General features: G+C 72.4%; 20 protein-coding genes and 2 pseudogenes. 9 read left to right on the plus strand and 13 right to left on the minus strand.

Annotated elements, in window-relative coordinates:
• From BJF80_RS14670 to BJF80_RS14680, 3 genes are all read right to left on the minus strand, one after another.
• On the minus strand, window positions 1-607 hold a 607-nt coding region (locus BJF80_RS14670), incomplete at its 3' end, for a carbohydrate ABC transporter permease (RefSeq protein ID WP_083673714.1).
• 3 nt (window positions 608-610) lie between these two features.
• The gene (locus tag BJF80_RS14675; protein ID WP_075814766.1) at window positions 611-1,513 is read right to left on the minus strand and encodes a carbohydrate ABC transporter permease; all 903 of its coding nucleotides are present in this window, start codon (window positions 1,511-1,513) and stop codon (window positions 611-613) included.
• Window positions 1,510-2,829 (minus strand): ABC transporter substrate-binding protein, encoded by a 1,320-nt coding sequence (locus BJF80_RS14680; RefSeq protein WP_075814768.1) that lies wholly within the window; start codon window positions 2,827-2,829, stop codon window positions 1,510-1,512. Before BJF80_RS14680 ends, BJF80_RS14675 begins: the two co-directional genes overlap by 4 nt.
• 123 nt (window positions 2,830-2,952) lie before the next feature.
• Here BJF80_RS14680 and BJF80_RS14685 point away from each other — a divergent pair, with 123 nt between their 5' ends.
• The gene (locus BJF80_RS14685; protein WP_075814770.1) at window positions 2,953-4,107 is read left to right on the plus strand and encodes an ROK family transcriptional regulator; all 1,155 of its coding nucleotides are present in this window, start codon (window positions 2,953-2,955) and stop codon (window positions 4,105-4,107) included.
• Between the two features lie 7 nt (window positions 4,108-4,114).
• Here the strand turns inward: BJF80_RS14685 and BJF80_RS14690 are convergent.
• Together BJF80_RS14690 and BJF80_RS14695 are read right to left on the minus strand one after the other, a co-directional pair.
• Window positions 4,115-4,719 (minus strand): annotated as a pseudogene (locus BJF80_RS14690) (response regulator).
• Window positions 4,716-5,813 (minus strand): sensor histidine kinase, encoded by a 1,098-nt coding sequence (locus tag BJF80_RS14695; protein WP_075815012.1) that lies wholly within the window; start codon window positions 5,811-5,813, stop codon window positions 4,716-4,718. The pseudogene BJF80_RS14690 and the gene BJF80_RS14695 overlap by 4 nt, the downstream one beginning before the upstream one ends.
• Window positions 5,814-5,913: 100 nt before the next feature.
• Here BJF80_RS14695 and BJF80_RS14700 point away from each other — a divergent pair, with 100 nt between their 5' ends.
• The 4 genes from BJF80_RS14700 to BJF80_RS14715 all read left to right on the plus strand — a co-directional run bounded on the left by BJF80_RS14700 (window position 5,914) and on the right by BJF80_RS14715 (window position 10,964).
• Window positions 5,914-7,410: an HNH endonuclease signature motif containing protein gene (locus tag BJF80_RS14700; protein ID WP_075814772.1), complete on the plus strand. Its 1,497-nt coding sequence runs from the start codon at window positions 5,914-5,916 to the stop codon at window positions 7,408-7,410.
• A gap of 235 nt (window positions 7,411-7,645) precedes the next feature.
• Window positions 7,646-8,686 carry an LLM class flavin-dependent oxidoreductase gene (locus BJF80_RS14705; protein ID WP_075814774.1) on the plus strand — a complete coding sequence of 347 codons (1,041 nt, stop codon included), beginning with the start codon at window positions 7,646-7,648 and terminating at the stop codon, window positions 8,684-8,686.
• A 67-nt stretch (window positions 8,687-8,753) separates the two neighbouring features.
• Complete coding sequence (locus BJF80_RS14710; RefSeq protein ID WP_075814776.1) at window positions 8,754-10,118, plus strand: VOC family protein; 1,365 nt, start codon at window positions 8,754-8,756, stop codon at window positions 10,116-10,118.
• Window positions 10,119-10,139: 21 nt separating this feature from the next.
• Window positions 10,140-10,964, plus strand: coding sequence for a CPBP family intramembrane glutamic endopeptidase (locus BJF80_RS14715; protein WP_237767647.1), 825 nt, complete (start codon window positions 10,140-10,142; stop codon window positions 10,962-10,964).
• On the opposite strand, the pseudogene BJF80_RS14720 reads toward BJF80_RS14715, so the two are convergent.
• Window positions 10,961-13,078 (minus strand): annotated as a pseudogene (locus tag BJF80_RS14720) (RecQ family ATP-dependent DNA helicase). The gene BJF80_RS14715 and the pseudogene BJF80_RS14720 overlap by 4 nt on opposite strands.
• 52 nt (window positions 13,079-13,130) lie before the next feature.
• Here BJF80_RS14720 and BJF80_RS14725 point away from each other — a divergent pair.
• Window positions 13,131-13,844: an HAD family hydrolase gene (locus tag BJF80_RS14725; protein ID WP_022926195.1), complete on the plus strand. Its 714-nt coding sequence runs from the start codon at window positions 13,131-13,133 to the stop codon at window positions 13,842-13,844.
• A gap of 34 nt (window positions 13,845-13,878) precedes the next feature.
• Window positions 13,879-16,470 (plus strand): glycoside hydrolase family 65 protein, encoded by a 2,592-nt coding sequence (locus BJF80_RS14730; RefSeq protein WP_075814778.1) that lies wholly within the window; start codon window positions 13,879-13,881, stop codon window positions 16,468-16,470.
• Here the strand turns inward: BJF80_RS14730 and BJF80_RS14735 are convergent.
• Window positions 16,435-17,370 carry an L-lactate dehydrogenase gene (locus tag BJF80_RS14735; protein ID WP_075814780.1) on the minus strand — a complete coding sequence of 312 codons (936 nt, stop codon included), beginning with the start codon at window positions 17,368-17,370 and terminating at the stop codon, window positions 16,435-16,437. The two genes, BJF80_RS14730 and BJF80_RS14735, sit on opposite strands and share 36 nt — an antisense overlap.
• 79 nt (window positions 17,371-17,449) lie before the next feature.
• Here BJF80_RS14735 and BJF80_RS14740 point away from each other — a divergent pair, with 79 nt between their 5' ends.
• The gene (locus tag BJF80_RS14740; protein WP_075814782.1) at window positions 17,450-18,061 is read left to right on the plus strand and encodes a hypothetical protein; all 612 of its coding nucleotides are present in this window, start codon (window positions 17,450-17,452) and stop codon (window positions 18,059-18,061) included.
• A gap of 40 nt (window positions 18,062-18,101) precedes the next feature.
• Here BJF80_RS14740 and BJF80_RS14745 read toward each other — a convergent pair whose 3' ends face one another.
• Window positions 18,102-18,542 (minus strand): LysM peptidoglycan-binding domain-containing protein, encoded by a 441-nt coding sequence (locus tag BJF80_RS14745; RefSeq protein WP_075814784.1) that lies wholly within the window; start codon window positions 18,540-18,542, stop codon window positions 18,102-18,104.
• A 272-nt stretch (window positions 18,543-18,814) separates the two neighbouring features.
• Here BJF80_RS14745 and lexA point away from each other — a divergent pair, with 272 nt between their 5' ends.
• Entirely contained in the window at window positions 18,815-19,534 is a 720-nt protein-coding gene (gene lexA / locus BJF80_RS14750) for a transcriptional repressor LexA (RefSeq protein ID WP_028131240.1), read from the plus strand.
• 108 nt (window positions 19,535-19,642) lie between these two features.
• Here the strand turns inward: lexA and BJF80_RS14755 are convergent, their stop codons facing one another.
• The 5 genes from BJF80_RS14755 to BJF80_RS20515 are packed head-to-tail and all read right to left on the minus strand — an operon-like array spanning window position 19,643 to window position 23,891.
• A complete protein-coding gene (locus tag BJF80_RS14755; RefSeq protein WP_075814786.1) occupies window positions 19,643-19,975 on the minus strand; it encodes a PRC-barrel domain-containing protein in 333 nt (110 codons plus the stop codon).
• Between the two features lie 45 nt (window positions 19,976-20,020).
• A complete protein-coding gene (locus BJF80_RS14760; RefSeq protein WP_075814788.1) occupies window positions 20,021-20,911 on the minus strand; it encodes an NAD-dependent protein deacetylase in 891 nt (296 codons plus the stop codon).
• A complete protein-coding gene (locus BJF80_RS14765; RefSeq protein WP_237767648.1) occupies window positions 20,908-22,398 on the minus strand; it encodes a sensor histidine kinase in 1,491 nt (496 codons plus the stop codon). The genes BJF80_RS14760 and BJF80_RS14765 overlap by 4 nt, the downstream gene beginning before the upstream one ends.
• Window positions 22,399-22,400: 2 nt before the next feature.
• Window positions 22,401-23,135 carry a response regulator transcription factor gene (locus tag BJF80_RS14770; protein WP_075814790.1) on the minus strand — a complete coding sequence of 245 codons (735 nt, stop codon included), beginning with the start codon at window positions 23,133-23,135 and terminating at the stop codon, window positions 22,401-22,403.
• A gap of 33 nt (window positions 23,136-23,168) precedes the next feature.
• On the minus strand, window positions 23,169-23,891 hold the full coding sequence (locus tag BJF80_RS20515; protein WP_237767649.1) for a patatin-like phospholipase family protein: 723 nt from the start codon (window positions 23,889-23,891) through the stop codon (window positions 23,169-23,171).
• Window positions 23,892-24,086 lie beyond the last annotated feature (195 nt).

Raw genomic sequence — 24,086 nt, forward strand, 5'->3', positions numbered from 1 at the left:
TCCCCGCGCCGTCCACGCGGGCCGACTCGATGAGCTCCATCGGAACGGTCTCGTAGTAGTTGCGGAAGATCAGCGTGCAGATCGGGATGCCGTAAACGACGTGCAGCAGGATCAGCGACGGGATGCCGTTGGGCACGTTGATGTCGATCATCAGCTGCACCAGCGGGATCATCACCGCCTGGTAGGGGATGAACATCCCGAACAGGATGAGCGTGAAGACGAGGTTGGCGTGCGGGAAGCGCCAGCGGGAGAGCACGAAACCGTTCATCGAGCCCAGCAGCGAGGACAGCACCGCAGCCGGGATGACCATCGCGAACGTCCGCATCAGCGCCGGCGACAGCGCCTCCCAGGCATCCGCCCAGTTCTGCCCCGTCCACGTCTGCGGGAAGAACCACGTGCGCGACGGGCTCGCGTCACCGATGCCCTTGAAGCTCGTGACGAAGAGCACGTAGACCGGGATGAGCACGAGCAGCAACGAGGCGAGGAGCACGGCATACCGGAAGATCCGCCAGCCCGGGCTCCCGGTGCGCCGCGACGGCTTGCCCGAGCTCGGCGTCGTCCCCGAGACCTGCTGGGTCTCCGGGGCGGTGGTGGTGACAGTGGCCATGGCTCAGCCCCGCTTCCTGGCCCGCGCGTCGTACCAGAGGTACGGCACGACGGCGAGCGCCACGATGACCAGCAGGATGACCCCGACCGCCGCCGAGTTGGCGTAGTCGTAGACGGTCGCGAAGTTGTACATGTCGATCGCCGGGACCTTGGTGGAGTACGCCGACTGGTTCGCGATCGACATGATGAGGTCGAACGACTTCAGCGACATGTGGCCGATGATGATGAGCGCGGACAGCGCCACCGGCGACAGCTGCGGGAAGACGACGTGCCGGTAGAGCTGCATCTCGCTCGCCCCGTCGACCCGGGCCGCCTCCCGCAGCTCGTCCGGTATGCCGCGGAAGCCGGCCAGGAAGAGCGCCATGACGTAGCCGGACAGCTGCCAGATCGCCGGCAGCGCGATCGCGAGGATGCCGTAGCGCGGGTTGGTCCACCACTCGTTCTGCAGGAAGCCGAGCCCGGTCATCTGGAAGAGCCGGTTGAGCCCGGAGGCCTGCTCGCCCACGTTGGAGTTGAGCAGCCACTTCCAGACGACGCCCGAGGCGACGAAGCTCACCGCCATCGGGAAGAGGTAGACCGAGCGGAAGATCCCCTCGCCCTTGATCGGCCGCTCCAGCACCCAGGCCCAGCAGAAGCCGATGATCAGCGTGCCGAGCAGGAAGACGACCGTGAAGATCACCAGGTTGCGCAGCGAGTGCTGGAAGGCGGGGCTCGCGAGCAGCTCGGTGTAGTTGCTGAACCCGACGAAGCCGACCGGGTCCCGGCCCGTCGCCTGCGCCGCCGTGTGCTTGTCCGTCAGCGACTCGCGGAAGCTCAGCCCGATGAAGCCGTAGACGAAGACACCCAGCAGCAGCAGGGACGGGCTGATGAGGAGCAGCCCCGGCAGCCAGGACCTGACCCGGGTCACTGCGACAGCGACTCCGTGGCGGCGACCAGCTCCTGCTGCAGCGTGTCGACGTCGGACGCACCCTGGCTGAACTTCACGACCGCCTGGTTGACCGCGGTCGAGACCGCGACCGGTGCGGCGGCGCCGTGGGCCAGCGAGCTGACGATGGTGTCGTTCTCGAAGTCCTCCATCGCGGACTGCTGGTACTCCGGGAACTCGGCCGCGTCGATGTCGGTGCGGGCGGGGATGGAGCCCTTGACGGTGTTGAAGGCCAGCTGGCCCTCGCTCGAGGAGATCGTCTCCAGCCACGCCTTGGTGCCGCCGGCGTGGGCGGCGCCCACGGGCATCGTGAAGGAGTCGGCGAGGTAGTTGAAGACCCCGTCGGTCCCGGGCACCGGCCAGTAGGTGTAGTCCTCGGGCGCGGTCATGTCCTGGGCGTCGTAGGCCGCGACGGCCCAGTCACCCATGACGTTGTAGGCGGCGTCGCCGGCCATGACCGGCTGCAGCGCCGGCTCCCAGTCGAGCCCGTCGCGGTCGGTGTTGGACCACTCGACGATCTGCGCCCACTTCGTCAGCGCAGTGTTGACGTCGTCGCCGGCCCAGTCGGTGCTGCCGTCCCACAGCCCGTTGTATGCCTCGGGCCCGAGCTCGGAGAGCAGGACGTTCTCGAGGAGCTGGGTCTGGGTCCAGTCCATGCCGAGGGTGACCGGGGTCTTGCCGATGGCCTCGACCTTCTCCATGTCGGCCATCCACGCGTCCAGGTCCGCCGGGGGCGTCTCCGGGTCGATGCCGGCCTCCTCCAGGACGGCCGGGTTCACCCAGACCATGTTGGAGCGGTGCACGTTGGAGGGGATGGAGTAGATCTGGTCGTCGACCGTGAGCTGCTCGATGAGGCTCTCCGGGAAGACGTCGGTGAGGCCGAACTCGTCGTAGAGACCGGAGACGTCCTCGATCTGGCCGGCGTCGATGTAGTCCTGCAGCTCGGCACCGGTGTGCGCCTGGAAGGTGTCCGGCGGGTTGCCGGCCTGCAGGTCGGCCTGCAGCTTCTGCTTGGCCTGCGAGCCCGCACCACCGGCGAGCGCGGCGTTGATGAACTCGGTGTCCGGGTGCTGCTCGCCGAAGACCTCGACCAGCGCGTCCAGGCCGGCCTTCTCCGAGCCCTGCGCCCACCAGGTCATGACCTGGACCTCGCTGGCGTCGCCGCCCTCGGCCGAGCCACCCTCGTCCGAGCCGCCGGAGCCACCGGAGTCTCCCCCACCGCAGGCCGACAGGACCAACGCCCCGGAGAGCACCACTGCCAGGGCCGAGAGACGACCCACCTTCTTGTTCTGACTCATCGCTCGTCCCTTCGCGCGTCGTCGTCACGGACCGGAGATCGCACCAGTCACGGGTGATCGAGAGGCTAATCACGAGGGTTAAGTCTTGTCAACGATAGTTATCACTGTGTTATCTTCCGGATCATGGATCAAAGGAGGGTGGTCTCGGGAGGTCGCGGTCCGCGTCACCGCGGCAACGCCGCGGCCGTGCTCCGGGTGGTCAGCGACCGGGACGAGGTGACCCGCCAGGAGATCGCGCGGCATACCGGGCTCTCGCGCAGCACCGTCGCCGACCTCGTCACCCGCCTGCTCGAGAGCGGCGACCTGACCGAGGCCACGCAGCAGCCGGGTGGCCGGGGGCGTCCGGCGCAGCTGGTGCGCCGCGCCGATCCGCAGGGGCTGCTGCTGGGGCTGGACCTCGGGCACAACCACGTCACCGTGGCGCTCGGCGACGCCTCCGCCGCGGTGCTGCAGGAGGTCACCGTCGACGCCGACCTCGACCGGGAGCCGGACGCCACCATCGACCTCACCCGCGAGCTGGCGCTGGAGGTCCTGGCGCGGAAGGGCGCGGGCCTGTCCGACGTGGCGGCCGCGGTCGCCGGGCTGCCCGGCCCGATGAGCCACGCGGGGGTGCTCTCGGTCCCCTCGATGCTGGGCCAGGGCCAGATGCGCGACCCCGGACGCCGGCTCGCCCGCGTCCTCGGTATGCCCGTGCCCGTCACCACCGACACCGTCCTGGGCGCGGTCGGTGAGCTGCGCAGCGGGGCGGCCATGGGGGTCGACGACGTCATCTTCGTCAAGGCCTCGCACGGGGTCGGGTGCGCGCTGGTGCTCGGCGGGCAGATCTACCGCGGCAGCGGCGGGCTGGCCGGTGAGTTCGGGCATACCCGGGTCGGCGACGGTGCGATCCGCTGCCGGTGCGGCAACCTCGGGTGCCTCGAGACCGTGGCCGGCCTGGAGCGCGTGCTGGCCGAGCTGCCCCACCCCTACACCGAGGCCTCGCTCACCGCCGAGGGGGTCGGCGACCCCGTGGTGTCGCGGGTCGTCACCGACGCCGGGCGGGCCGTCGGGTCCACGCTCGCGCCGATCTGCAACGCGCTCAACCCCGCCCTCGTCGTCACCGGGGGCGGGCTGGGGGCGGTGCACGCCGAGGCCTTCGGCAAGGGGGTGCGGGAGGCGATCGACCGCGACGCCCAGCCGGCCATCGCCAGCGCGCTGCAGGTCGTGCCGGCGCAGCACGGGGTCCGGGCCGAGCGGATCGGGGCGCTGCTCCTGGCCCGGCGGGAGGCCATGAGGTGAGCGGCCGCTAGAGCCAGCCGCGCTCCTCGCATACCGTGCCGCCTCCACGCGGGTGGCGGTGCCGGTCTTGCCGATCGCGGAGGACAGGTAGTTGCGCACCGTCCCGGGCGAGAGGAAGAGCTGGCCGGCGATCGACTGCACCGGCGAGCCGTCCAGCGCCTGGCGCAGCACCTCGCGCTCCCGGTCGGTCAAGGGGTTCGGCCCACCGATGAGCGACTCCGTCGCGAGCGCCGGGTCGACGACCCGCAGCCCGGCGTCGACCCGGCGCACCGCCTCGGCCAGCTCGGGGGCGGGGGTGTCCTTGACCACGAAGCCGCTCGCTCCCGCGTCCATCGCGCGGCGCAGATAGCCCGGCCGGCCGAAGGTCGTCACCATGAGGCACCGCGCACCCACCCCTGCCTGACGCAGCTGCTCGAGCACCTCGATCCCGTCCAGACCGGGCATCTCGATGTCGAGCAGGCATACCTGCGGCCGCGCCTTCCTCACCGCGTCGAGAACCGCGTCACCGCGCCCGACCTGCGCCACCACCTCGATGTCGCGCTCCAGCTCCAGCAGCGCCGCCAGCGCGCCCCGCACCAGCGCCTGGTCGTCGGCGAGCAACACCCTGATCACAGCTTCACCTCCACGGTCGTGCCGGATCCGCCCGGCCCCGGGCGCAGCGACAGCGCGCCGCCGGCCTGCTCCACGCGCTCACGCAGACCACGTATGCCGTTCCCCTCCTGGCTGTCCCGCACTCCCCTGCCGTCGTCGGTCACCCGCAACCAGTGCTCGCCCAGCTCGACCTCGCACCTCGTCGCCCCGCTGTGCCGGACCACGTTGGTCACCGCCTCCCGCAGCACCCACGCCAGCGTGATGCGGTGCCGCGGGTCGACGAGGAGCACGTCGTCAGGCAGCTCGGGGCCGATCCCGGCGCCCCGCAACGCCACGTCCGCCGCCTCGACCTCGTCAGCCAACCGTGCGACCCGCAGACCGCCGACCGTGGCGCGGATCTCCGCCAGCGCCTGCCGCGCGAGGTCCTGCACCTCCCCCATCTCCTGCTTCGCCCGCTCCGGGTCGGCGTCGACGAGCCGCCGCGCCAGCTCGGTCTTGACCGTGACCACCGTGAGCGAGTGCCCGAGCACGTCGTGGACGTCGCGCGCCACGCGCTCGCGCTCCTCGGTGAGGGCGAGCTGCTGCTGGGTCTCCTGCGCCGACTCCTGGTGCTCCTCCAGGTAGCGGCTGAGCACGCTGATGGTGAGCACGAGCGCCGAGATACCCCAGTACATCACCGTCGGCCAGAAGCCCCAGAGCAGCGCGCTCGTGACCATCCCGACGCCGAAGAGGCCCAGCGACACGGTCCACACGCCGCGCCACGGCAGGAAGAACACCGGGACGCCGATGATGAACGGCATCGCGGTGAGGGCGTTCGGGCCGATCAGCCAGCCGAGCGCGACGGCGACGGCGATCATCACGCCGAGACCGATCATCCCGCCGCGCGCGGCCGCGGCATACTCACCCATCCCGATGCGCCGCACCGCGCGGCGCACGGTCAGGACGTAGGTGACCATGAACGCGGCCACGACCCCCGTCGCGAGCAGCCGCCACCCGAGGTCCCCCGAGGTCGTCCAGATGTGCCCGAGCGGGAAGGCGAAGAACACCAGCCAGATCCCGCCGAAGAGCCAACCCCAGCGCGACCACGCGTCCGTGGGCCTGTCCGTCCGACTCATGGCGCCCACTCTGCCAGCCCCGGAGCTCTCGGGCAGTGACGTCTGTCACCGGATCGTCGCAGGTCACCGGGTCTGTCGGTGGCGGGTGCTTGAGTGAGGTATGGCGTTGAACCCGGGGGTGCAGGAGTGGGAGGCAGACGAGCCGCCCACGCTCGGGACGGGCGTGCGACCTCCGCTCGACCCCTACGACTCACTCGCCGAGATCAACGCGATGAGCTCGGCTGAGTACAACGCCTTCATGGCCGAGGTCGACGCAGCGCTGGACGAGATGCGCGCGGAGGAGCAGGCGGCGCGACCTGTGCGCGAGCGCATGGCCGAGGGCCTGGACACCGCGAGTCGCGGGTTGAGCTTCGCGGGCGCGCTGGCGCAGCACTCCGCCACCGTGCTCGACGGCGACCTCACCGATGCGATCGAGGCGGTGGGCGCGCTGCAGACGCAGCTGGGGGCGGTCGGCTTCACGCTCGCGCGGGAAGCGGCGGTGCGCGGGCTCCACCAGGACGTGGCGATGTCGCTGGTGGACTGGCTGCGGGTGCGATGCCCCTGGCTCAGCACGCAGGACGCCGCGCACATCAGTGCGATCGTGAGGGCCTCGCAGTCGCCCGTGACCACGGTCATCGGGGACGCCGTCGCCGACGGCAGCGTGCCGGTGCACCGCGCCGCCCTGGTCGCGCGGACGATGACGCGGCTGGAGTCCTCGCTCGACCCCGACCAGCGCGAGTCGTATGCCCGGGTCGCCTCCGCCGCGGCGGCTCGGCCGGACCTGTCGGACCGTGACCTCGCCAAGGTCTGCCACCGGCTGGTCGAAGACCTGCTGCAGGAGGCCCAGCCCGGCGAGCGAGAGCGGAAGGCGATCGAGCTGCGGACGGTCGCCCGGCGCCGCGTCGGCCCCGGGCTGACCCGCTTCACGATCGACGCGCCGGACGGTGATGCAGCGGTCATCTCCGGCGTGCTCACCTCGGCGCTGGCCGCGCCGGCGCCCGGTGGTGAGGGTCAGCAGCGCGGAGCTGCCGGGGGCCAGGACACCCTGGGGCTGTCCGTGGACGCCCCGGGGACGTCCAGCTCTGGCGCTGGAGCAGTCGAGCCGGACACCCGGCTGCCCGGGCAGCGCCGCTACGACGCGCTGATGACGGTGATCCGTCGCGGCACCGGCAACCCGGGTGCGCCGCCGTCGACCGCCCGCGCCACCGTGCTGCTGACGATCCCCTTCGACCCCGACCGGGGTATCCCGTCCGGGCCGGCGAGCACCATGGAAGGTGACTACGTGCCGCCCAAGCAGGCCGCCGAGCTGTCGTGCAGCGCGGACATGACCCCGGTCTGGCTCTCCGCCGACGGGGCACCTCTCGCCCTGGGTCTGACCGCACGCTTCGCCAGTCCCGCGCAGTGGACGGCCCTGGCCGTGCGAGACGGCGGCTGCTCGTTCCCGGGGTGCTCCGCGCTTCCCCAGTGGTGCGACAGCCATCATCTGGACCACTGGGCCCGGGGTGGGCGCACCGACGTCGATCGCATGGCCTTGCTCTGCGGCCGGCACCACACCCACGTGCACCAGCACGACCTGACCGCGACCGTGAGCGGGTGCACCGTCACCTGGCACGTCTGACCACCGTGCCCCGCGGCCGGCCCATCGGGGCCGGCCGGTGAGGCATGCCCAGCGTGATCTGGAGGCGGGGGCGGGGCGCGGGAGGGAACCGCGGGCCGATGCTCGACTTGTGCGGTCGCCACGTCGAGTTGCCCGGCCTCACACGGCTGGGCCACGACCGGGGCGGCCGGTCGCCCGAAGACAGACGTCAGGGCCTCTTCCGGCATACGCGGCAGGGGACACGCGTTGCCCAGACATGACATCCACGCGCGTCCCGCTCTCCGTCCTCGACCTGGTCCCCCGCTCCCAGGGCATGACGCCCGCCACCGCCATCGAGGAGTCCGTGGCCCTCGCGCGGGAGGTCGACCAGCTCGGCTACCACCGCTTCTGGATGGCTGAGCATCACGGCTCCGAGGCCTTCATGTCTTCGGCGACGGCGCTGCTCCTCGGTCACGTGGCGCACGCGACCGACCGCATCCGGCTGGGCTCCGGCGGCGTGATGCTCCCCAACCACTCTCCCCTCATGGTGGCGGAGTATTACGGCACCCTGGCCACCATCCACGGCGACCGCTTCGACCTCGGTCTCGGCCGGGCACCGGGCACAGACCCTATGACGGCCGCGGCCCTGTCGCGCTCCAGCGGCCACCTGCCCGACTTCGCCTCCGAGGTGGCGGACCTGCAGGGCTACCTCGGCGAGCCACAGTCCGGTCGTCGGGTCCGCGCGCTGCCGGGCCAGGGCACCGGGGTGCCGCTGTGGATGCTCGGCTCGTCCACCGGTGGTGCGCAGGTCGCCGCGGCGCTCGGGCTGCCCTTCTCCTTCGCCTCGCACTTCGCGCCGGACCAGCTGCAGGAGGCGCTCAGCCTCTACCGCGACCGGTTCCGCGCCGATGCGGCCACCGCACAGGTCGACCGCCCCACCACCATGGCCGGCGTCAACGTGCTCGTGGCGCCCACCCAGGAGGAAGCCGACCACCTCTTCACCACTGCCCAGCTCATGGCGATCCGCATCCGCTCCGGCCAGCCGGCGCCGCTCGACCCACCGGTCGAGAGCCTCGCCGCCGTCGTGCCGACCGAGCTGCTGCCGCTGGCCAACGCCCACCAGTCCGTCAAGATGGTCGGCACCCCGGAGACGGTCGTGGAGAAGCTCGAGACGTTCGCCGCCGCGCACGAGCTCGACGAGCTGATCGTCACCACCTACACCTTCGACCCAGAGCTGCGGCGGCGCAGCTATCGGATGCTGGCGGAGGCCTGGGGGACGACAGCGCGCCCGCCCGAGCGGGTCGCGGTCAGCGGCTGACCTCGATGCGCGAGACAGCGCCGGCGAGATGGGTCGCGCCGTCCGGCACCCTGCCAGGATGCCTGTCATGGCCCCTGAAGCAGAGCGACTGACCATCCGGCAGTTCCAGTCGGCGCCGGGGACGGAGGACTGGCGCGGGCTGGGCCGCGGCGCCCACGCCTGGTTCGCAGCCCGGTCGCATGCCGAGGGCGCAGCGCTGCTGCGTACGGTCGTCGCCGCCTGCGTCGAGCGCGGCACCGTCCTCCCCGACCTCGACCTGCGCTCGACCGGCCTCCGGGTGCGTCTGGCCGCCACCGGTGAGGGGTTCACACCGGACACCGTCGAGGCGGCGCGGACCATCTCCGCAGCGGCGCGCGATCTCGGCCTCACGGCCCAGCCGGAGTCCGTGCAGGAGGTCCGGCTCGCGCTGGACACCCAGAACCCGGTGGCGGCGATCACGTTCTGGGAGACGGCGCTGGGCCACGTCCGTCAGGGTGACGAGGACGTGGTCGACCCGGCTCGGCGCCACCTTCCCATCTGGTTCCAGGACATGGATTCGCCGCGTCCGCTGCGCAGCCGCTTCCACCTCGACTCGGTCGCCGCGCGGGCCGTCGCCGTCGCCACCGTGGACCGGCTGGAGGCGGAAGGTGCCCGGGTGGAGCGTCACGGCTACTACGCCACCGTCTCCGACCCGGAGGGCAACGAGGTGGATGTCCTCCCGCTCCCCGAGGGCGCGGACCTCTGGTCGGAGACCGGCACCGAGGACTGGCGGCTCCTCTTCGCCGCCGTCGCGGCCTACCCGGTCACGTCCCACGGCCAGCTGCTGGATCTCGCGACCGGGGTGGCCGAGCTCGCCGATGCAGCAGGGCTCCCGCTGGGCATCGACGTCCGCCCGCTGCCCGCCCGACAGGCTGACACCCAGCACGGCCAGGACGACCGGGGCGAGGTCGCTGATGGCCGCGCAGTGGTGACGGTGCACACCGCCAAGGACCGCTGGGAGATGGACGACGGCTATCCCGCCCTCGCCGCCCAGGTGCAGCGCCTGGCCCGCTCCCTCGGGCTCACCGCTGACCCCGACCTCGCCCGGTTCGTCCAGGTCGGCCTGGACGCAGCGGACATACCGGGCGTCCGAGCCTTCTGGCAGGCGGCCCTCGGCTACGACCCTGACCCCAGGCCCGACGTCACCGACATCGTCGACCCGCGGGGTCTGGGCCCCGTCCTGTTCTTCCAGCCGATCGACGAGCTGGACGAGCAGCGGCGAGCGCAGCGCAACCGGCACCACATCGACGTCTTCCTGCCGCACGACGTGGCGGCGGCGCGGGTCGAGGCGGCGGTCGCCGCCGGCGGCACCGTGGTCCGCGACGCCGCGCCGTTCTGGTGGACGCTCGCCGACCCGGAGGGCAACGAGGTCGACCTGGCGGTGGCGGTCGGCCGCGAGGAGGAGTGGGGCTGAGCCACCCCGCACAATGGTGCCGTGCCCTCCGCCGACACCCTCCCCGCAGCCGAGCCCACGACGACCCTGCGCACGCTGCTGCCCGCCGCGGGGGTCTCGGTGTCGGCCTTCCTCCTCTTCGGCGTGCACCTGCCGCTACCCGGGTATGCCCTCCTCGTCGCCAGCCTGGTCGCCGCCTTCCTTCTGCACCGCGAGCTCTTCCGCGACCTGCTCCTCATCGCGCTAGGCATCGGCATCGTGTCCACCACGTCGGTCGAGGCCGACATCAGCTGGGACATGTTCTTCCTGCTCGGCGCTGTCCTCACCGCGGCGGTCCTCGCCCCCGTACTCGTCGACCGCTTCGTCTACCGCCGCAGCGCCATCACCTTCCCGTGGATCACCGGTCGCCGCTGGACCCGGCTGCAGTGGGGCTACGTCGTGGCCGTCCCCGTGCTCGGCTACCTCATCCTGCCGGCCTACTTCATCCACTCCGGCAGCTACCAGAACTGGCCGCCCATCCAGACCGCCAGCGAGTTCGGTCGGTTCTTCGTCGGCGTCAACGCCGTGGGCCTGTGGGACGAGCTGTTCTTCATCTGCATCTGCTTCGCCCTGCTCCGGCGGCACTTCCCGCTGTGGACCGCCAACGTCCTGCAGGCCACGATCTTCGTCTCGTTCCTGTGGGAGCTCGGCTACCGCTCCTGGGGACCGCTCCTCACCATCCCGTTCGCGCTGCTGCAGGGCTACATCTTCACCCGCACCAAGTCGCTCACCTACGTGGTGCTGATCCACCTGCTCTTCGACGCGGTGGTCTTCCTCGCCATCGTCCACGCGCACGACCGCAGCGTCTTCCCGTTCTTCCTCTATTAGCCCTCGATCGCCAGCGCGAGCGGCAGGACCGCCTCGGCGCCCGCCTGCCGCAGCGCCCGTGCCGCGACCGTCATCGTCCACCGGGAGTCGACAATGTCGTCGACGAGCAGCACCGGCCCTCGCGCCTGCCGCACCGTCTCGGCCAGCTCCGCTCCCACGACCACACGGTCCCAGACGTTGGCCAGCCGGAAGGCGCTGTTGCCACCCGCCTCCCCCACGGGCCCGCCGTGCGCCAGCTCGAGGTCCCCAGCAGCGGCAACCGTCCGATCTGGCTGATCTGCTCCGCGAGCGAGCCGACCACCGCGGGCCGCCGCCGCGAGGGCATCGCGACCACCCCCACCGGGCGCTCCGACCAGCCCCACCCGGCGAGCACCTGTACCACCGCCCGGGTGACCTGCTCGGGCACCGGGTCGCCGGACTCCAGGACCTCACGGAGCCGCTGCCCCCAGCCCAGGTCGGACAGCCGGGCGAGAGCCCGGCCCTCCGCAGCCTGCTCCTCCGGCGGGATCTTGCCCTTCACCTCGACGCCGAGACGGGGCATACCGGTCGGCCACTGCGCCCGCGGCTCGACCGGCACGCCGACCGCGCCCAGCCGCTCGCGCGCCGACCCGACCGCCTCCTGCGGGATCTCGCTGGGGAACCACGCCCCCGCGCAGCGGTCGCACCGCCCGCACGGCTCCGCCGTCGCGTCGTCCAGGCACTCCTGCAGGAAGGCCATCCGGCAGCCCTCGGTCTGCTGGTAGGCCACCATGAGCTCGGCCTCCCGCACCCGCGCGTCGGCGACCCGCGTGTAGCGCTCCTTGTCGTAGACCCACGGCCGGCCCGTCGCGGTCCACCCGCCGCGCACCTTCTCGACCGCGCCGTCGACGTCGAGCACCTTGAGCAGCAGCTCCAGCCGGGTGCGCCGCACGTCGACGATCGTCTCGAGCGCTGGCGTGGACAGCGGCCGGTCGCTGTCCGCGAGCGCGGTCAGCACCGCGTCCGCCTGGTCCTGCCGCGGCATGGAGACCGTGGCGAAGTAGTTCCAGATGTCGCGGTCCTCCGACCCCGGCAGCAGCAGCACGTCGGCCCGCTCCGTCGCGCGACCGGCGCGCCCCACCTGCTGGTAGTAGGCCACCGGCGAGCTCGGCGCCCCCAGGTGCACGACGAAGCCAGGTCGGGCTTGTCGAAGCCCATCCCGAGCGCGCTCGTCGCCACCAGCGCCTTCACCTGGTTGTCCCGCAGGCCGCCTCCAGCCGCTCACGGTCCTCGGTGTCGGTCCGCCCGGTGTAGGCCGCGACCTCCTGCCCCGCAGCGCGCAGCGCCTCCGCGACGTCCTCGGCGGCCGACACCGTCAGGCAGTAGATGATCCCGCTGCCCGGCAGCGTGCCGAGGTGCGCGAGCAGCCAGCCGAGCCGCTGATCCGGGGTCAGCCGGGGCAGCACGCCGAGCCGCAGCGAGGCCCGGGCGAGCGGTCCCCGAATCGTCTGCACCGTGGCTCCTCCGGCCCCCAGCTGCTCGACGACGTCCTCGACCACCCGCTCGTTGGCCGTCGCCGTCGTCGCCAGCACCGGCGTCCCCTCCGGCAGCGCGTCGAGCAGGGTCCGGATCCGCCGGTAGTCCGGGCGGAAGTCGTGCCCCCAGTCGCTGATGCAGTGCGCCTCGTCCACGACCAGCAGCCCGCACCGCGCCGCCAGGTCGGGCAGCTGCTCGTCCCGGAAACGCGGGTTGTTGAGCCGCTCCGGGCTCACGAGCAGCACGTCGACCTCGTCCGCGGCGAGCGCGGCCCGCACGTCGTCCCACTCGGTGGCGTTGGCCGAGTTCATCGTCACAGCCCGCACCCCTGCCCGCGCGGCGGCCGCGATCTGGTCGCGCATGAGCGCCAGCAGCGGCGACACGATGACCGTCGGCCCGGCGCCCTGCTGCCGCCGCAGCGCGGTGGCGACGAAGTAGACCGCCGACTTGCCCCACCCGGTCCGCTGCACCACCAGCACCCGCGCCCGTTCCTGCACCAGCGCGCGCACGGCCTCCAGCTGCCCGTCCCGGAAGTCCGCGTCCTCCCGCCCCACCAGCCGCCGCAGCGCCGCCCCCGCGGCCTGCTCCAGCGTCATCGTCTGCTCCGTCGTCTCCGGCATACCTCGACCGTAATCCTCACCTGTGACACACCACCGCACTAGGGTGTCTGCCGTGAACTGGGACCCCGTGACCGCAGTCCTCTTCGACCTGGACGGCGTGCTGACGCCGACGGCCGACGTGCACATGCGCGCGTGGGAGGTGATGTTCACCCGGCTCCTGGAGCGCCAGCCCGTCCCGCAGGAGCCCTACACCGACCAGGACTACTTCGCCTACATCGACGGCAAGCCGCGCTACGAGGGGGTCCAGGACTTCCTCGACGCCCGGGGCATCGACCTGCCCCAGGGTGAGCCGAGCGACCCGCCGGAGCTCATGACTGTGTGCGGGCTCGGCAACCGCAAGAACGAGATCTTCAACGAGGTGCTGGCCGAGGAGGGGATCGCTCCCTACCCCGGCTCGCTGCAGCTCCTCGACGAGCTGGCTCGCCGGGAGATCGCGATGGCCGTCGTCTCCTCCTCCAAGAACGCCCCGTCCGTCCTCGCCACCGCGGGCATCGCCGACCGCTTCCCGGTCGTCGTCGACGGGTCGGTGGCCGCGCGCGAGCAGCTGCCGGGCAAGCCCGCGCCTGACACGTTCTGGTATGCCGCGCGCCAGCTCGGTCACGAGCCGGCCGGGTGCGTCGTGGTCGAGGACGCCGTCTCCGGCGTGCGGGCGGGCGCGGCCGGCGGGTTCCACCGCGTCGTGGGGGTTGATCGCGGCGCCGGCCACGCCACGCTGCTGGAGGCCGGCGCCGACGAGGTCGTGCCCGACCTCGCCGACCTGATCTGACCGCTCGCTCCCCCGCCGAGAGGACCCCCTGCCGATGGCTGCCATGTCCCACCACCGCCCCCCGGCCCCGGTCGACCCGCTCGACCGGACCCGCTTCCCCGCCCGACCGTGGGAGCTGGCCGAGACCGCCTACGAGGGCTCGGACCTCGGCGTGACCGAGACGCTCTTCGCCGTCTCCAACGGCTACCTCGGGCTCCGCGGCAACGTCGAGGAGGGTCGCGACACCTACGCCCACGGCACCTTCGTCAACGGCTTCCACGAGACCTGGCCGATCCGGCACGCCGAGGAGGCCTTCGGGCTGGCACGCGTCGGGCAGACCATCGTCAACGTCCCGGACCCGAAGACCATCAAGCTCTACGTCGACGACGAGCCGCTACTGCTCTCGACCGCGGACCTGGAGCACTACGAGCGGACCCTCGACTTCCGGGCCGGGCTGCTGCGCCGCTCGGTCGTGTGGCGCACCAGCGCCGGCAAACGGGTCAAGATCACCTCCTCCCGGATGGCCAGCGTGGTCGAGCGGCACCTGGCCGTCATGACCTTCGAGGTCGAGATGCTCGACGGTCACGCCGCCCTCGACATCTCCAGCCAGATCCTCAACCGCCAGGACGGCTCGGACGAGTACCACGTCACCAGCGCCGCCATGGGCGAGGGCGTCGACCCGCGCACGGCCGAGTCCTTCGAGCACCGGGTGCTCGACCCGGTGCTCGCCGACACCAGCGGGTCCCGGCTGCTGCTGGGCTACCGCTGCCACAACTCCGGCATGACGCTGGCGACGATGGCGCACCACTTTGTCGAGACCGACAACACCTGGACCGAGCAGACCTCGGTCACCGGCGACCTGGCCAAGCACGTCATCCGGGTCGAGGCTGCCGAGGGCCGCCCGGTGCGGCTGGAGAAGCTCGTCGCGGTGCATACCTCCCGCGGCGTCCCGCCCCGCGAGCTCGCCGACCGGTGCTCGCGCACGCTGGACCGCGCCACCCAGCGTGGGGTGCCGGCGCTGCAGCAGGAGCAGGCCGGGGTCTGGGCACGTTTCTGGGAGGAGTCGGACGTCGAGCTGCCGGAGCAGCCCGAGCTGCAGCAGGCCGTCCGGTGGAACCTCTACCAGCTCGGGCAGGCCTCGCTCCGGGCCGGCTCGCACGGCATCGCGGCCAAGGGGCTCACCGGCTCCGGCTACGGCGGCCACTACTTCTGGGACACCGAGTGCTACGTCCTGCCCTTCCTCGTCTACACCCACCCGCAGGCCGCCCGCAACGCGCTGCGGTTCCGGCACGGGATGCTCGAGGCGGCGCGCCGCAGGGCCGCCGAGATGGCGCAGTACGGCGCCCTGTTCCCCTGGCGCACCATCAACGGCGAGGAGGCCTCGGCCTACTTCGCCGCGGGCACGGCGCAGTACCACATCAACGCGGACGTGGCCTACGCCCTGATGAAGTACTCCCGGGCCACGGGCGACGACCAGTTCCTGCTCGACCAGGGCGTCGACATGCTCGTCGAGACGGCCCGCCTCTGGGCCGACCTGGGCTTCTGGCAGGCCAACGGCAACCGGCAGTTCCACATCCACGCCGTGACCGGCCCGGACGAGTACACCACGATCGTCAACGACAACCTCTTCACCAACGTCATGGCCCAACTCAACCTGCGTGCCGCGGTGGAGGCGGTGCGCCGGCTCCAGGTCGCCGACCCGTGCCAGTTCGCCCGCGCCGTGGCGCGCCTCGACCTGGGCGACCACGAGGTCGAGGCGTGGCAACGGGCGGCCGACGGCATGCACATCCCGTTCGACGAGGAGACCGGCGTCCACCCGCAGGACAGCCACTTCCTCGAGCGCGAGGTCTGGGACCTCGACGCGACCCCCGCGGACAAGCGGCCGCTGCTCCTCAACTACCACCCGCTGGTCATCTACCGCTACCAGGTGCTCAAGCAGGCGGACGTCGTCCTCGCCCTCTACCTCGCCGGCGACGCGTTCACCGCGGAGGAGAAGCTCACCGACTTCGCCTACTACGACCCCATCACCACGGGCGACTCCACCCTCTCCGCGGTCGTGCAGTCGATCGTCGCGGCCGAGGTGGGCTACCACGACCTCGCGCTGCGCTACTTCTACGCCGCCCTCTTCGTCGACCTGGACGACCGCCACGGCAACGCGAGCGACGGGGTCCACGTCGCCTCGACGGGCGGCGTGTGGAGCGCGCTGGCCGCCGGCTTCGGGGGCATGCGCGACCACGGTGGCGTCCTGTCGCTCGACCCGCGGCTCCCGGCCTCGTGGCCCGGGCTCACGTGGCGTATGCGGTGGCACGGCTCCCGCCTGCGCGTCACCGTCGAGCAGGAGCAGGTCAGGCTCATCGTCGAGGTGGGCGACCCCGTCACCCTCGAGGTCCGCGGCGAGCAGGTGCAGGTGGCCGACGAGGAGGTCACCGTCCCCCTGGACGGCCACGGGTTGCGACGTGACGGCGCCCCCATCTCGGAGGCGGTGTCCACCGCCAGCATCCCGACCGACCGCAGCAAGGGTATGCCGGGCCGGCCGACCGGCGTGGTCCCGCACAGCTGGCCGGAGGAGGAGTGGGACTCCACCGGGCCGGTCCCCCGCGTCCGCGTGGGCTCAGAACCCGAGGCTCCGGGCCGCACGACGGAGTGACTCGGCTCCGGCCTCCAGCCCGGCCTGCTCCTCCCCGGAGAGGGTGGGCGCCAGCGGGCGCTCGGCGCCCCCGGCGCCCACGACGGTCGGGATCGACAGGCAGACGTCCTTCAGCCCCAGCGTCCCGGAGAGCAGGGTGGAGACCGGCAGCACCTGCCGCTCGTCCCGCAGCACGGACCCGATGATCTGGCTGGCCGAGGCGCCGATGGCGTAGTTGGTCGCCCCCTTGCCGGCGATGATCTCGTACGCGGCGTGCACCACGTCGTGGGCCATCTGCTCCCGCTGCTCGGCGGTGGTGAGCTCGGTGATCGGCACGGCGCCGACCGTCGCGCTGCTCCATAGCGGGACCTCGGAGTCCCCGTGCTCGCCGACGATGTAGGCATGCACGCTCTGCACCGCCACGTCGCAGGCCTGAGCCACCAGCCCGCGCAGCCGGGCGGAGTCGAGGACGGTGCCGGAGCCGAACAGCCGGGCCGGGGGCAGGTCGGTGACCTTCTGCGCGACGTAGGTGATGACGTCCACGGGGTTGGTCACCATGACGAAGGTCGCATCCGGTGCCGCCTCCACCAGGCGCGGCATGAGATCGACCATGAGCCGGGTCGTGGAGGCGGCCAGGTCGAGCCGGCTCTGGCCGGGCTGCTGCTTGGCGCCGGCGGTCACGGCCACGACGTCGGCGCCGGCGCACACCGAGACGTCCTCTGACCCGTCGACGTGCGCCGCCGGCATGAACTGCAGGCCCTGTCGCAGGTCGAGCGTCTCCGCCCGGACCTTCTCAGCGTCGATGTCGTGCAGGACGACGTGCCGGGCGACCCCCCTCAGGAGGAGCGCGTAGGCGAGGGTCGAACCGACCGAGCCCGCTCCGACGATGGCCACCTTGGGTCCCGAGATGCTGTCCGTCACCGGTCCATCATGCAGTCCCGGGCCGTCGGCGCCGTCGCGGGATTGGCCCTGCAGCCCGGGGTGTGGTCGACTACTGGACATGAGTGAGCCCACCGACCTCCCCTTCCAGGACGACGAGCGTCGGCCGGAGTCCCTCTACGAGGGTGAGCGACCGGTGGAGAACCGCGCGGACCGTGGCGGTGCCGATCCGGCACCTCGGCAGGACGACCCGCAGGCGACCAATGGCGGATCGACCCCAGGCACCACCCGCCTCGGCCAGCTGTCCGAGCCCGAGGAGACGGAGACCGACGTGCTCGCCGCCCGGGTCACCGGGCCGGAGGACCACGGGGGCATGACCCGCCTCTGGCGCGCCACCATGGACCTGCCGCACTGGTGGTTCGTGGCCGTCGGCGACGCCGGGTCCGAGTCCCCCGCCGCCGCGCAGATCGATGGCCAGATGATGCTGCTGACCTTCACCAGTGCCGAGCGCGCCCGGCACTTCGCCGTGCAGAACGAGATGGTCGCGCCGGAAGAGGACCTCCGGGCGATCGCCCTGCCTCCGCAGGAGCTCGTGGACACCGCGCGGGCCTACCAGGACGCCGGCATCGCGGGCCTGATGTTCGACCCGCACCTGTCGGGCTACTTCATGCCGACCGACCAGCTCGGCATCGTCTGGGACGCCGTGCACGAGGCCGGCCCGCAGACCGACTGAGCCGCAGGCTCACCACAGCTCGCGCCGGTCTCCCCTCCGGTCAGCGCCCGGGGATGACGAGCTCCTGACCCGCCGCCACCGACGTGGTGCTCAGGCTGTTGGCCCGCTGGATGCTGGTGATCGCCTGGCTCAGCGGCACCTCCGGCAACTCCTGCGCCGCGATCTCGGACAGCGTGCTGCCCTCCTCCACCACGATCGAGGAGCTGGCGCCGGCCGGTCCGAGCAGCCCGAGCATGGACCATGCCACGAGCGCGACCACGAGGCTCGTCGTCGTGGTCAGCGCCAGCCGGCCCCGCCGCGTCAGCCGCAGGTGTCGAGCCGGCTCCACACGCCGTGCCCGTGCACTCCGGAACTGCGACCCGTCGCCGGAGCGGCCGCGGGCCGACGGCGTCGGCACCAGCCGCAAGTGACCTCGGGCTGCCCCACGCGGACGCGGGACCGGCAGCGGGCTCAGGATGTCGTGCGCGATGGCGGTGCTCATGCTGTTCACCTTCCTCGTGGCGGTGCGGGTCGGACGCGTGTCCGATCGCACGTCTGTTTCATTGATAGCACATGCGTCCGACGCTGTCGACACGCCACCCGAACAGGTGTTTGCCTTGGCCTGGCGCCGGGCGTAGCCTGTGCTCATGTCAGCAACTCAAGCACCCACCACTGACATACCCTCTGACCAGGCATGATGCCGAGACGCCGGGGCACAGCACCACAGCAGCCGCGGCGCGACGAGGGTGGGGCCCGCACGAGGGGATGGAGATCATGGCCACAATCCACGAGATGCCGGATCGCGACGGTGGCGCCGCGCTGACCAACCGTCAGCGCCGGGTCCTCGACGTCATCCGCGACTCGGTCGACCACCGGGGTTACCCGCCGAGCCTGCGGGAGATCGGTGACGCCGTCGGCCTCACCTCACCCAGCTCGGTGGCCCACCAGCTCAAGACGCTCGAGCGCAAGGGCTACCTGCGCCGCGACCCGCACCGCCCGCGGGCGATCGAGGTCGTGCACCCGGGCAGCGAGGGCTCGGGATACCGGCGCCGCGACGCCGAGGCCGGCCCGACACCCACCGAGGTCCACGACGAGACCGGCATCGGTGACGCCCGCCCCCAGCCGTCCTACGTCCCCATGGTCGGCCGCATCGCGGCGGGCGGCCCGATCCTCGCCGAGGAGGCCGTCGAGGACGTCTTCCCGCTCCCGCGGCAGATCGTGGGCGACGGGGAGCTGTTCCTGCTCAAGGTCGTGGGCGACTCCATGATCGACGCCGCGATCTGCGACGGCGACTGGGTCGTCGTGCGCCGCCAGCCCACGGCGGTCAACGGGGAGATCGTCGCCGCGATGCTCGACAACGAGGCCACCGTCAAGACCTACCGCCACCGGGACGGCAAGACCTGGCTCATCCCCCACAACCCTTCCTACGAGCCGATCGACGGCGACCACGCCGTGATCCTCGGCAAGGTCACCGCGGTCCTGCGTCGGGTCTGAGGCCACCTCCCCGACGCGACACCGGGTGCCACTGCACCCGACACCGACCGCGGCGTCGGTCCCCGGCCCCTCCATCCTCTCCGGGGGCCGACGCCGCAACTCCTGCGCTCAGCCCGAGGGGGCCGGCCCCTCGTCCACGGAGTAGTAGTCGTAGAGCTGCTCCTCCTCGTCCTCGGTCAGGTGCCCGTCGCACGGGATGTCCGGTGCGTCCTTGATCATCGCGAGGGGGTAGGGCACCTGGATGCGGCCGCCCTGGATCGTGGCGTTGGACACCGGGCAGAAGACCTTGCGCCCGCCGAACCACCCGGTCCGGACCGACACCCACGCCGGGCTCCCCGTGCCGTTGTCGAGGTAGACCTGGCACATCCCGCCGACCTTGTGCCCGTCCTGGTCGACGACCTCGGCGTCGTACATCTCACCCAGCTGCTCGTAGGTGACCACAGCGACCTCCTCGCCGGCGGCCCGTCCGGACCGTCCTCGCCCAGCCTAACCACCGAGGTCGGCGACCAGCGCCGGCAGCACGTCACCGACCAGGGCATCGACCCCCACCGTCGTCTCGGCGTCGCCCCGCGTGCCGCCCCGGGTGACCACGGCGACGGGTATGCCCTCGCGCGCCGCTCGTCGGACGAACCGGTAGCCGCTCATCACCTGCAGCGAGGAGCCGAGCACGAGCAGGGTGCGGGCCTGCTCGACGAAGGTGTAGGCCCGCGCCACGACCTCCTTGTCCACCGAGCCGCCGAAGAAGACGACGTCGGGCTTGAGCCGGTCCTGCCCGCAGACCAGGCACCGGGGCGTGCGGAAGCGTTCCACCTGGGCCTCGGGCAGCGCGACGTCGCCGTCCGGGCGCACCGGCGAGGTGGCGTCGACCACGGCCAGGAACCCGGGGTTGGCCTCGGCGAGCCAGTCCTGCACCTGGGCGCGGGTCGTCACCTCCCCGCAGTCCAGGCACACCACGCGGGAGAGGGTGCCGTGCAGCTCCAGGACCCGTCGGCTGCCGGCCTGCTGGTGCAGCCCGTCGACGTTCTGCGTGATGACGTGACGGACCAGGCCAAGCCGCTCCAGGTCGGCGACCGCGCGGTGCGCGGCGTTGGGCCGTGCGGCCTCGAAACGGGTCCAGCCGACGTAGGCCCGGGCCCAGTAGCGCCGTCGCGCGTCCGCCGACCCGACGAACTCCCCGTGCTGCATCGGTTGCACCCGACGGGTCCCGTCCGGTCCGCGGTAGTCCGGGATGCCGCTGGCCGTCGACATCCCCGCCCCGGTGAGCGCCACCACCCCACCGGCCCTCACCAGCTCCCGGAGCCGGGCATACCTCCCCGGCTCCACCGACGTCTGCGCGGGCAGCGTGAGCGCGCTGTCGAGCGGCCCGACCGCGCTCACCGGGCCCCCTCGCGCGGCAGCGTCAGCACGAAGCGGGTCTGGCCCCGTCGGGACTCCACCCTGACGTGGCCGTCGTGCGCCCGGGCCACCGCGGCGACGATCGAGAGCCCGAGCCCCGTGCTCCCGGCGGCCCGGGAGCGGGAGTCCTCGCCGCGGGCGAAGCGCTCGAAGACGGTCTCCTGCAGCCGCTCGGGTATGCCTGGTCCGTCGTCCTCGACGACCACCTCGACCGCGTCGGCGGTGGCCCGGAGCCCGGTCGTCACGGTCGTCCCGGGCGGGGTGTGGGTGCGGGCGTTCGCGAGCAGGTTGACCAGCACCTGCCGCAGCCGCGCCTCGTCACCGACGAGCTCCACCGGGTCCTCGGGCAGGTCGAGCACCCAGGTGTGGTCCTGCCCGGCGGCGCGGGCGTCGCTGACGGTGTCCAGGCAGACGAGGGTGAGGTCGACCGGCTCCCGCTCCAGCGGCCGACCCGCGTCGAGCCGCGCCAGCAGCAGCAGGTCCTCGACCAGGCCCTGCATGCGCAGCGACTCGGCCTCCACCCGGTCCAGGGCGTGCCGGACTCCCGGGGGCACCGGCTCGCTCTCCCGGCGGGAGAGCTCGGCATACCCGCGGATCGAGGCGAGCGGCGTCCGCAGCTCGTGCGAGGCGTCCGCGACGAACTGGCGCACCCGCTGCTCGCTGGCATGACGCACCGACAGCGCGGACTCCATGGTGTCCAGGAGCTCGTTGAGCGCCTGCCCGACCTGCCCCACCTCGGTCCCCGCCTCCGTGGCCGACGCCGGCACCCGGTCCTCGACCGCCACCTCGCCCCGCTCCAGCCGTTGCTGGGAGACCCGCCGCGCGGTCGCCGCGACCCGGTCCAGGGGTGCCAGGTCCCGCCGCACCAGCCACGCCGAGCCCGCACCCGCCGCGAGGAGCGACAGCAGCGCCGCCGGCAGCAGGATCAGCACGGCCCGGCGCGTCGTGTCCGTGACCCCCGCCAGGGGCAGCCCGGTCAGCAGCGTGTCGCCCTGGGCACCGTCCTCCACCACCACTCGATAGTCCCCCACCCCGGCGCCGAGGTCCACGGAGAACGGCTCGGACCCCGTGGGCGACCCGGCGGCGTCCTGCGCCGCCTGCTCCAGCACGGCCAGCTGGGCGTCGTCCAGCGAGCCCAGCCGGTTGTCCGTCGTGACCACGGAGTTCACCACCGCCTCGCCGTCGCGCAGCACGACGGCGAGCGAGCGGTCGCCGCCCCCTGGCGGGCGGGCCGGACCGCGCTCGTCGAGGTCCTCCCCCGGTCCGGCCGGCGGCGGCTGGTCGAAGCCGCCCCCGACCTCGTCCCCCACCCGCTCGCTGGACAGGCGCAGGTCCTCGTCGAGCTGCCCGACGAGGGTGTGCCGCAGCGCGAGGACGGTGGCGACCCCGGAGACGAGGAGCACGCACGCGAAGATCGCCACCACGGAGGTGACGATCTTGACGCGCAGCGACCTGGGCCGACGGGCCACGCTCAGGATCCCGCGGCTGGCTTGAGGACGTAGCCGGCTCCACGCATCGTGTGGATCATGGGCTCGCGGTCGAGGTCGATCTTCTTGCGCAGGTAGGAGATGTAGAGCTCGACGATGTTGGCCTGGCCCCCGAAGTCGTAGTTCCACACCCGGTCCAGGATCTGCGCCTTGGACAGCACGCGACGCGGGTTGCGCATGAGGAAGCGCAGCAGCTCGAACTCCGTGGCAGTGAGCGTGATCTCGGTCCCGGCGCGCGCCACCTCGTGGCTGTCCTCATCCAGCGTCAGGTCACCGACGACGAGCACCGAGCCGGACTCCTGGGCGACCACGGCGGTGCGCCGCATGAGGGCTCGCACCCGGGCGACGACCTCCTCGAGGCTGAACGGCTTGGTGACGTAGTCGTCACCGCCCGCCGTGAGCCCGGCGACCCGGTCCTCCACGGCATCCTTGGCGGTGAGGAAGAGCACCGGGACGTCCGGCTCACCGGCCCGCATCCGGCGCAGCACCTCGAGGCCGTCGAAGTCGGGCAGCATCATGTCCAGCACCACGGCGTCCGGGGAGAACTCGCGGGCCACCCGCACCGCGTCCATCCCGGTGCCCGCGACGCGCACCTCCCAGCCCTCGTAGCGCAGCGCCATCGACAGCAGCTCGGTCAGGTGCGCCTCGTCGTCGACGACGAGGACGCGCACGGGGGTCCCGTCGAGGCGGGTGAGGGCGGGGGCTGCGGCTGGCGTCATGGTGGAAGTTCATCCTGCCACCCCGTGCGGCGTCTAGGTGGTTGCTGTGCGCTCGCTGTGCGGCACACCCCGTCGCTCAGCGCCGCCCGAGCGCGGTGATCCGACCGGAGTCGCGCAGCGCGGACAGGGCGTCGGCGCCGCGGCGACCTGCGGGTGGGGCGGCAGCAGCGCCGCGTCGCGGCGCACCACCTGCGGGCTGTGCCGCCGGATCGAGGCGTCCGCCACGAGGTAGCCGTACCGGCACAGGACCATCTGCTCCTCGGGGCTGAAGGCGTCCAGGTCGGTCCGCACCCGGTGGATGGCCCCGACGACCTCGGGGTCATACCCGTCGAGCAGCGGTCCCGGCGAGCCGGGACCGGACCCGCGCCGCAGGTCCGCGGGCGAGTCCAGCGACCACGTCGCCCCCGCGAGCGTGCCGGCGGCGAAGCCTGCCCGCAACCATCGCAGCCTCGCGGTCTGCCCGCCGCTGGAGGCGACGGACAGCAGCCGCCCGAGACGGCTGAGCACCGACCCTGCCGGTCGCCCTCCGAAGACCGCTCCACCATCGCTGACCAGCACCGTCGCGTGGTCGGACCACACCGGCTCCAGGGCGAGGTTGTCGTAGACCCCGCCGTCCACCAGTTGGATGCGGCGTCGGATCGCCTCACGCACCGGCTCCGGCTCGTCCGGGTCGGCCGCACCGCCGGTGAGCCCGAGGTCGGCACCGTCCAGCTCCAGCGGGCCGAAGAACGGCGGGTAGGCGCAGGAGGCGGCCACGGAGTCGACCAGCCGCAGCCCTGGTGGCGGGGCGGCGTGCCCGAGGCGGTGGTCGCCGATCCGGCCGCGCGGTCCCGCCGACCGGGGGTCGGCGAAGAGCCAGGAGACCCGTAGCCGATCTCGGTCGCCCCGGTGAGCACCACGGGGCCACCTCGGCGGCGGTGCTCGCGCAGGTCGGTGCCCCACCACGGGACC

This window comes from Serinicoccus sp. CUA-874 (assembly GCF_001942225.1).
Taxonomy (GTDB): Bacteria; Actinomycetota; Actinomycetes; order Actinomycetales; family Dermatophilaceae; genus Ornithinicoccus; species Ornithinicoccus marinus.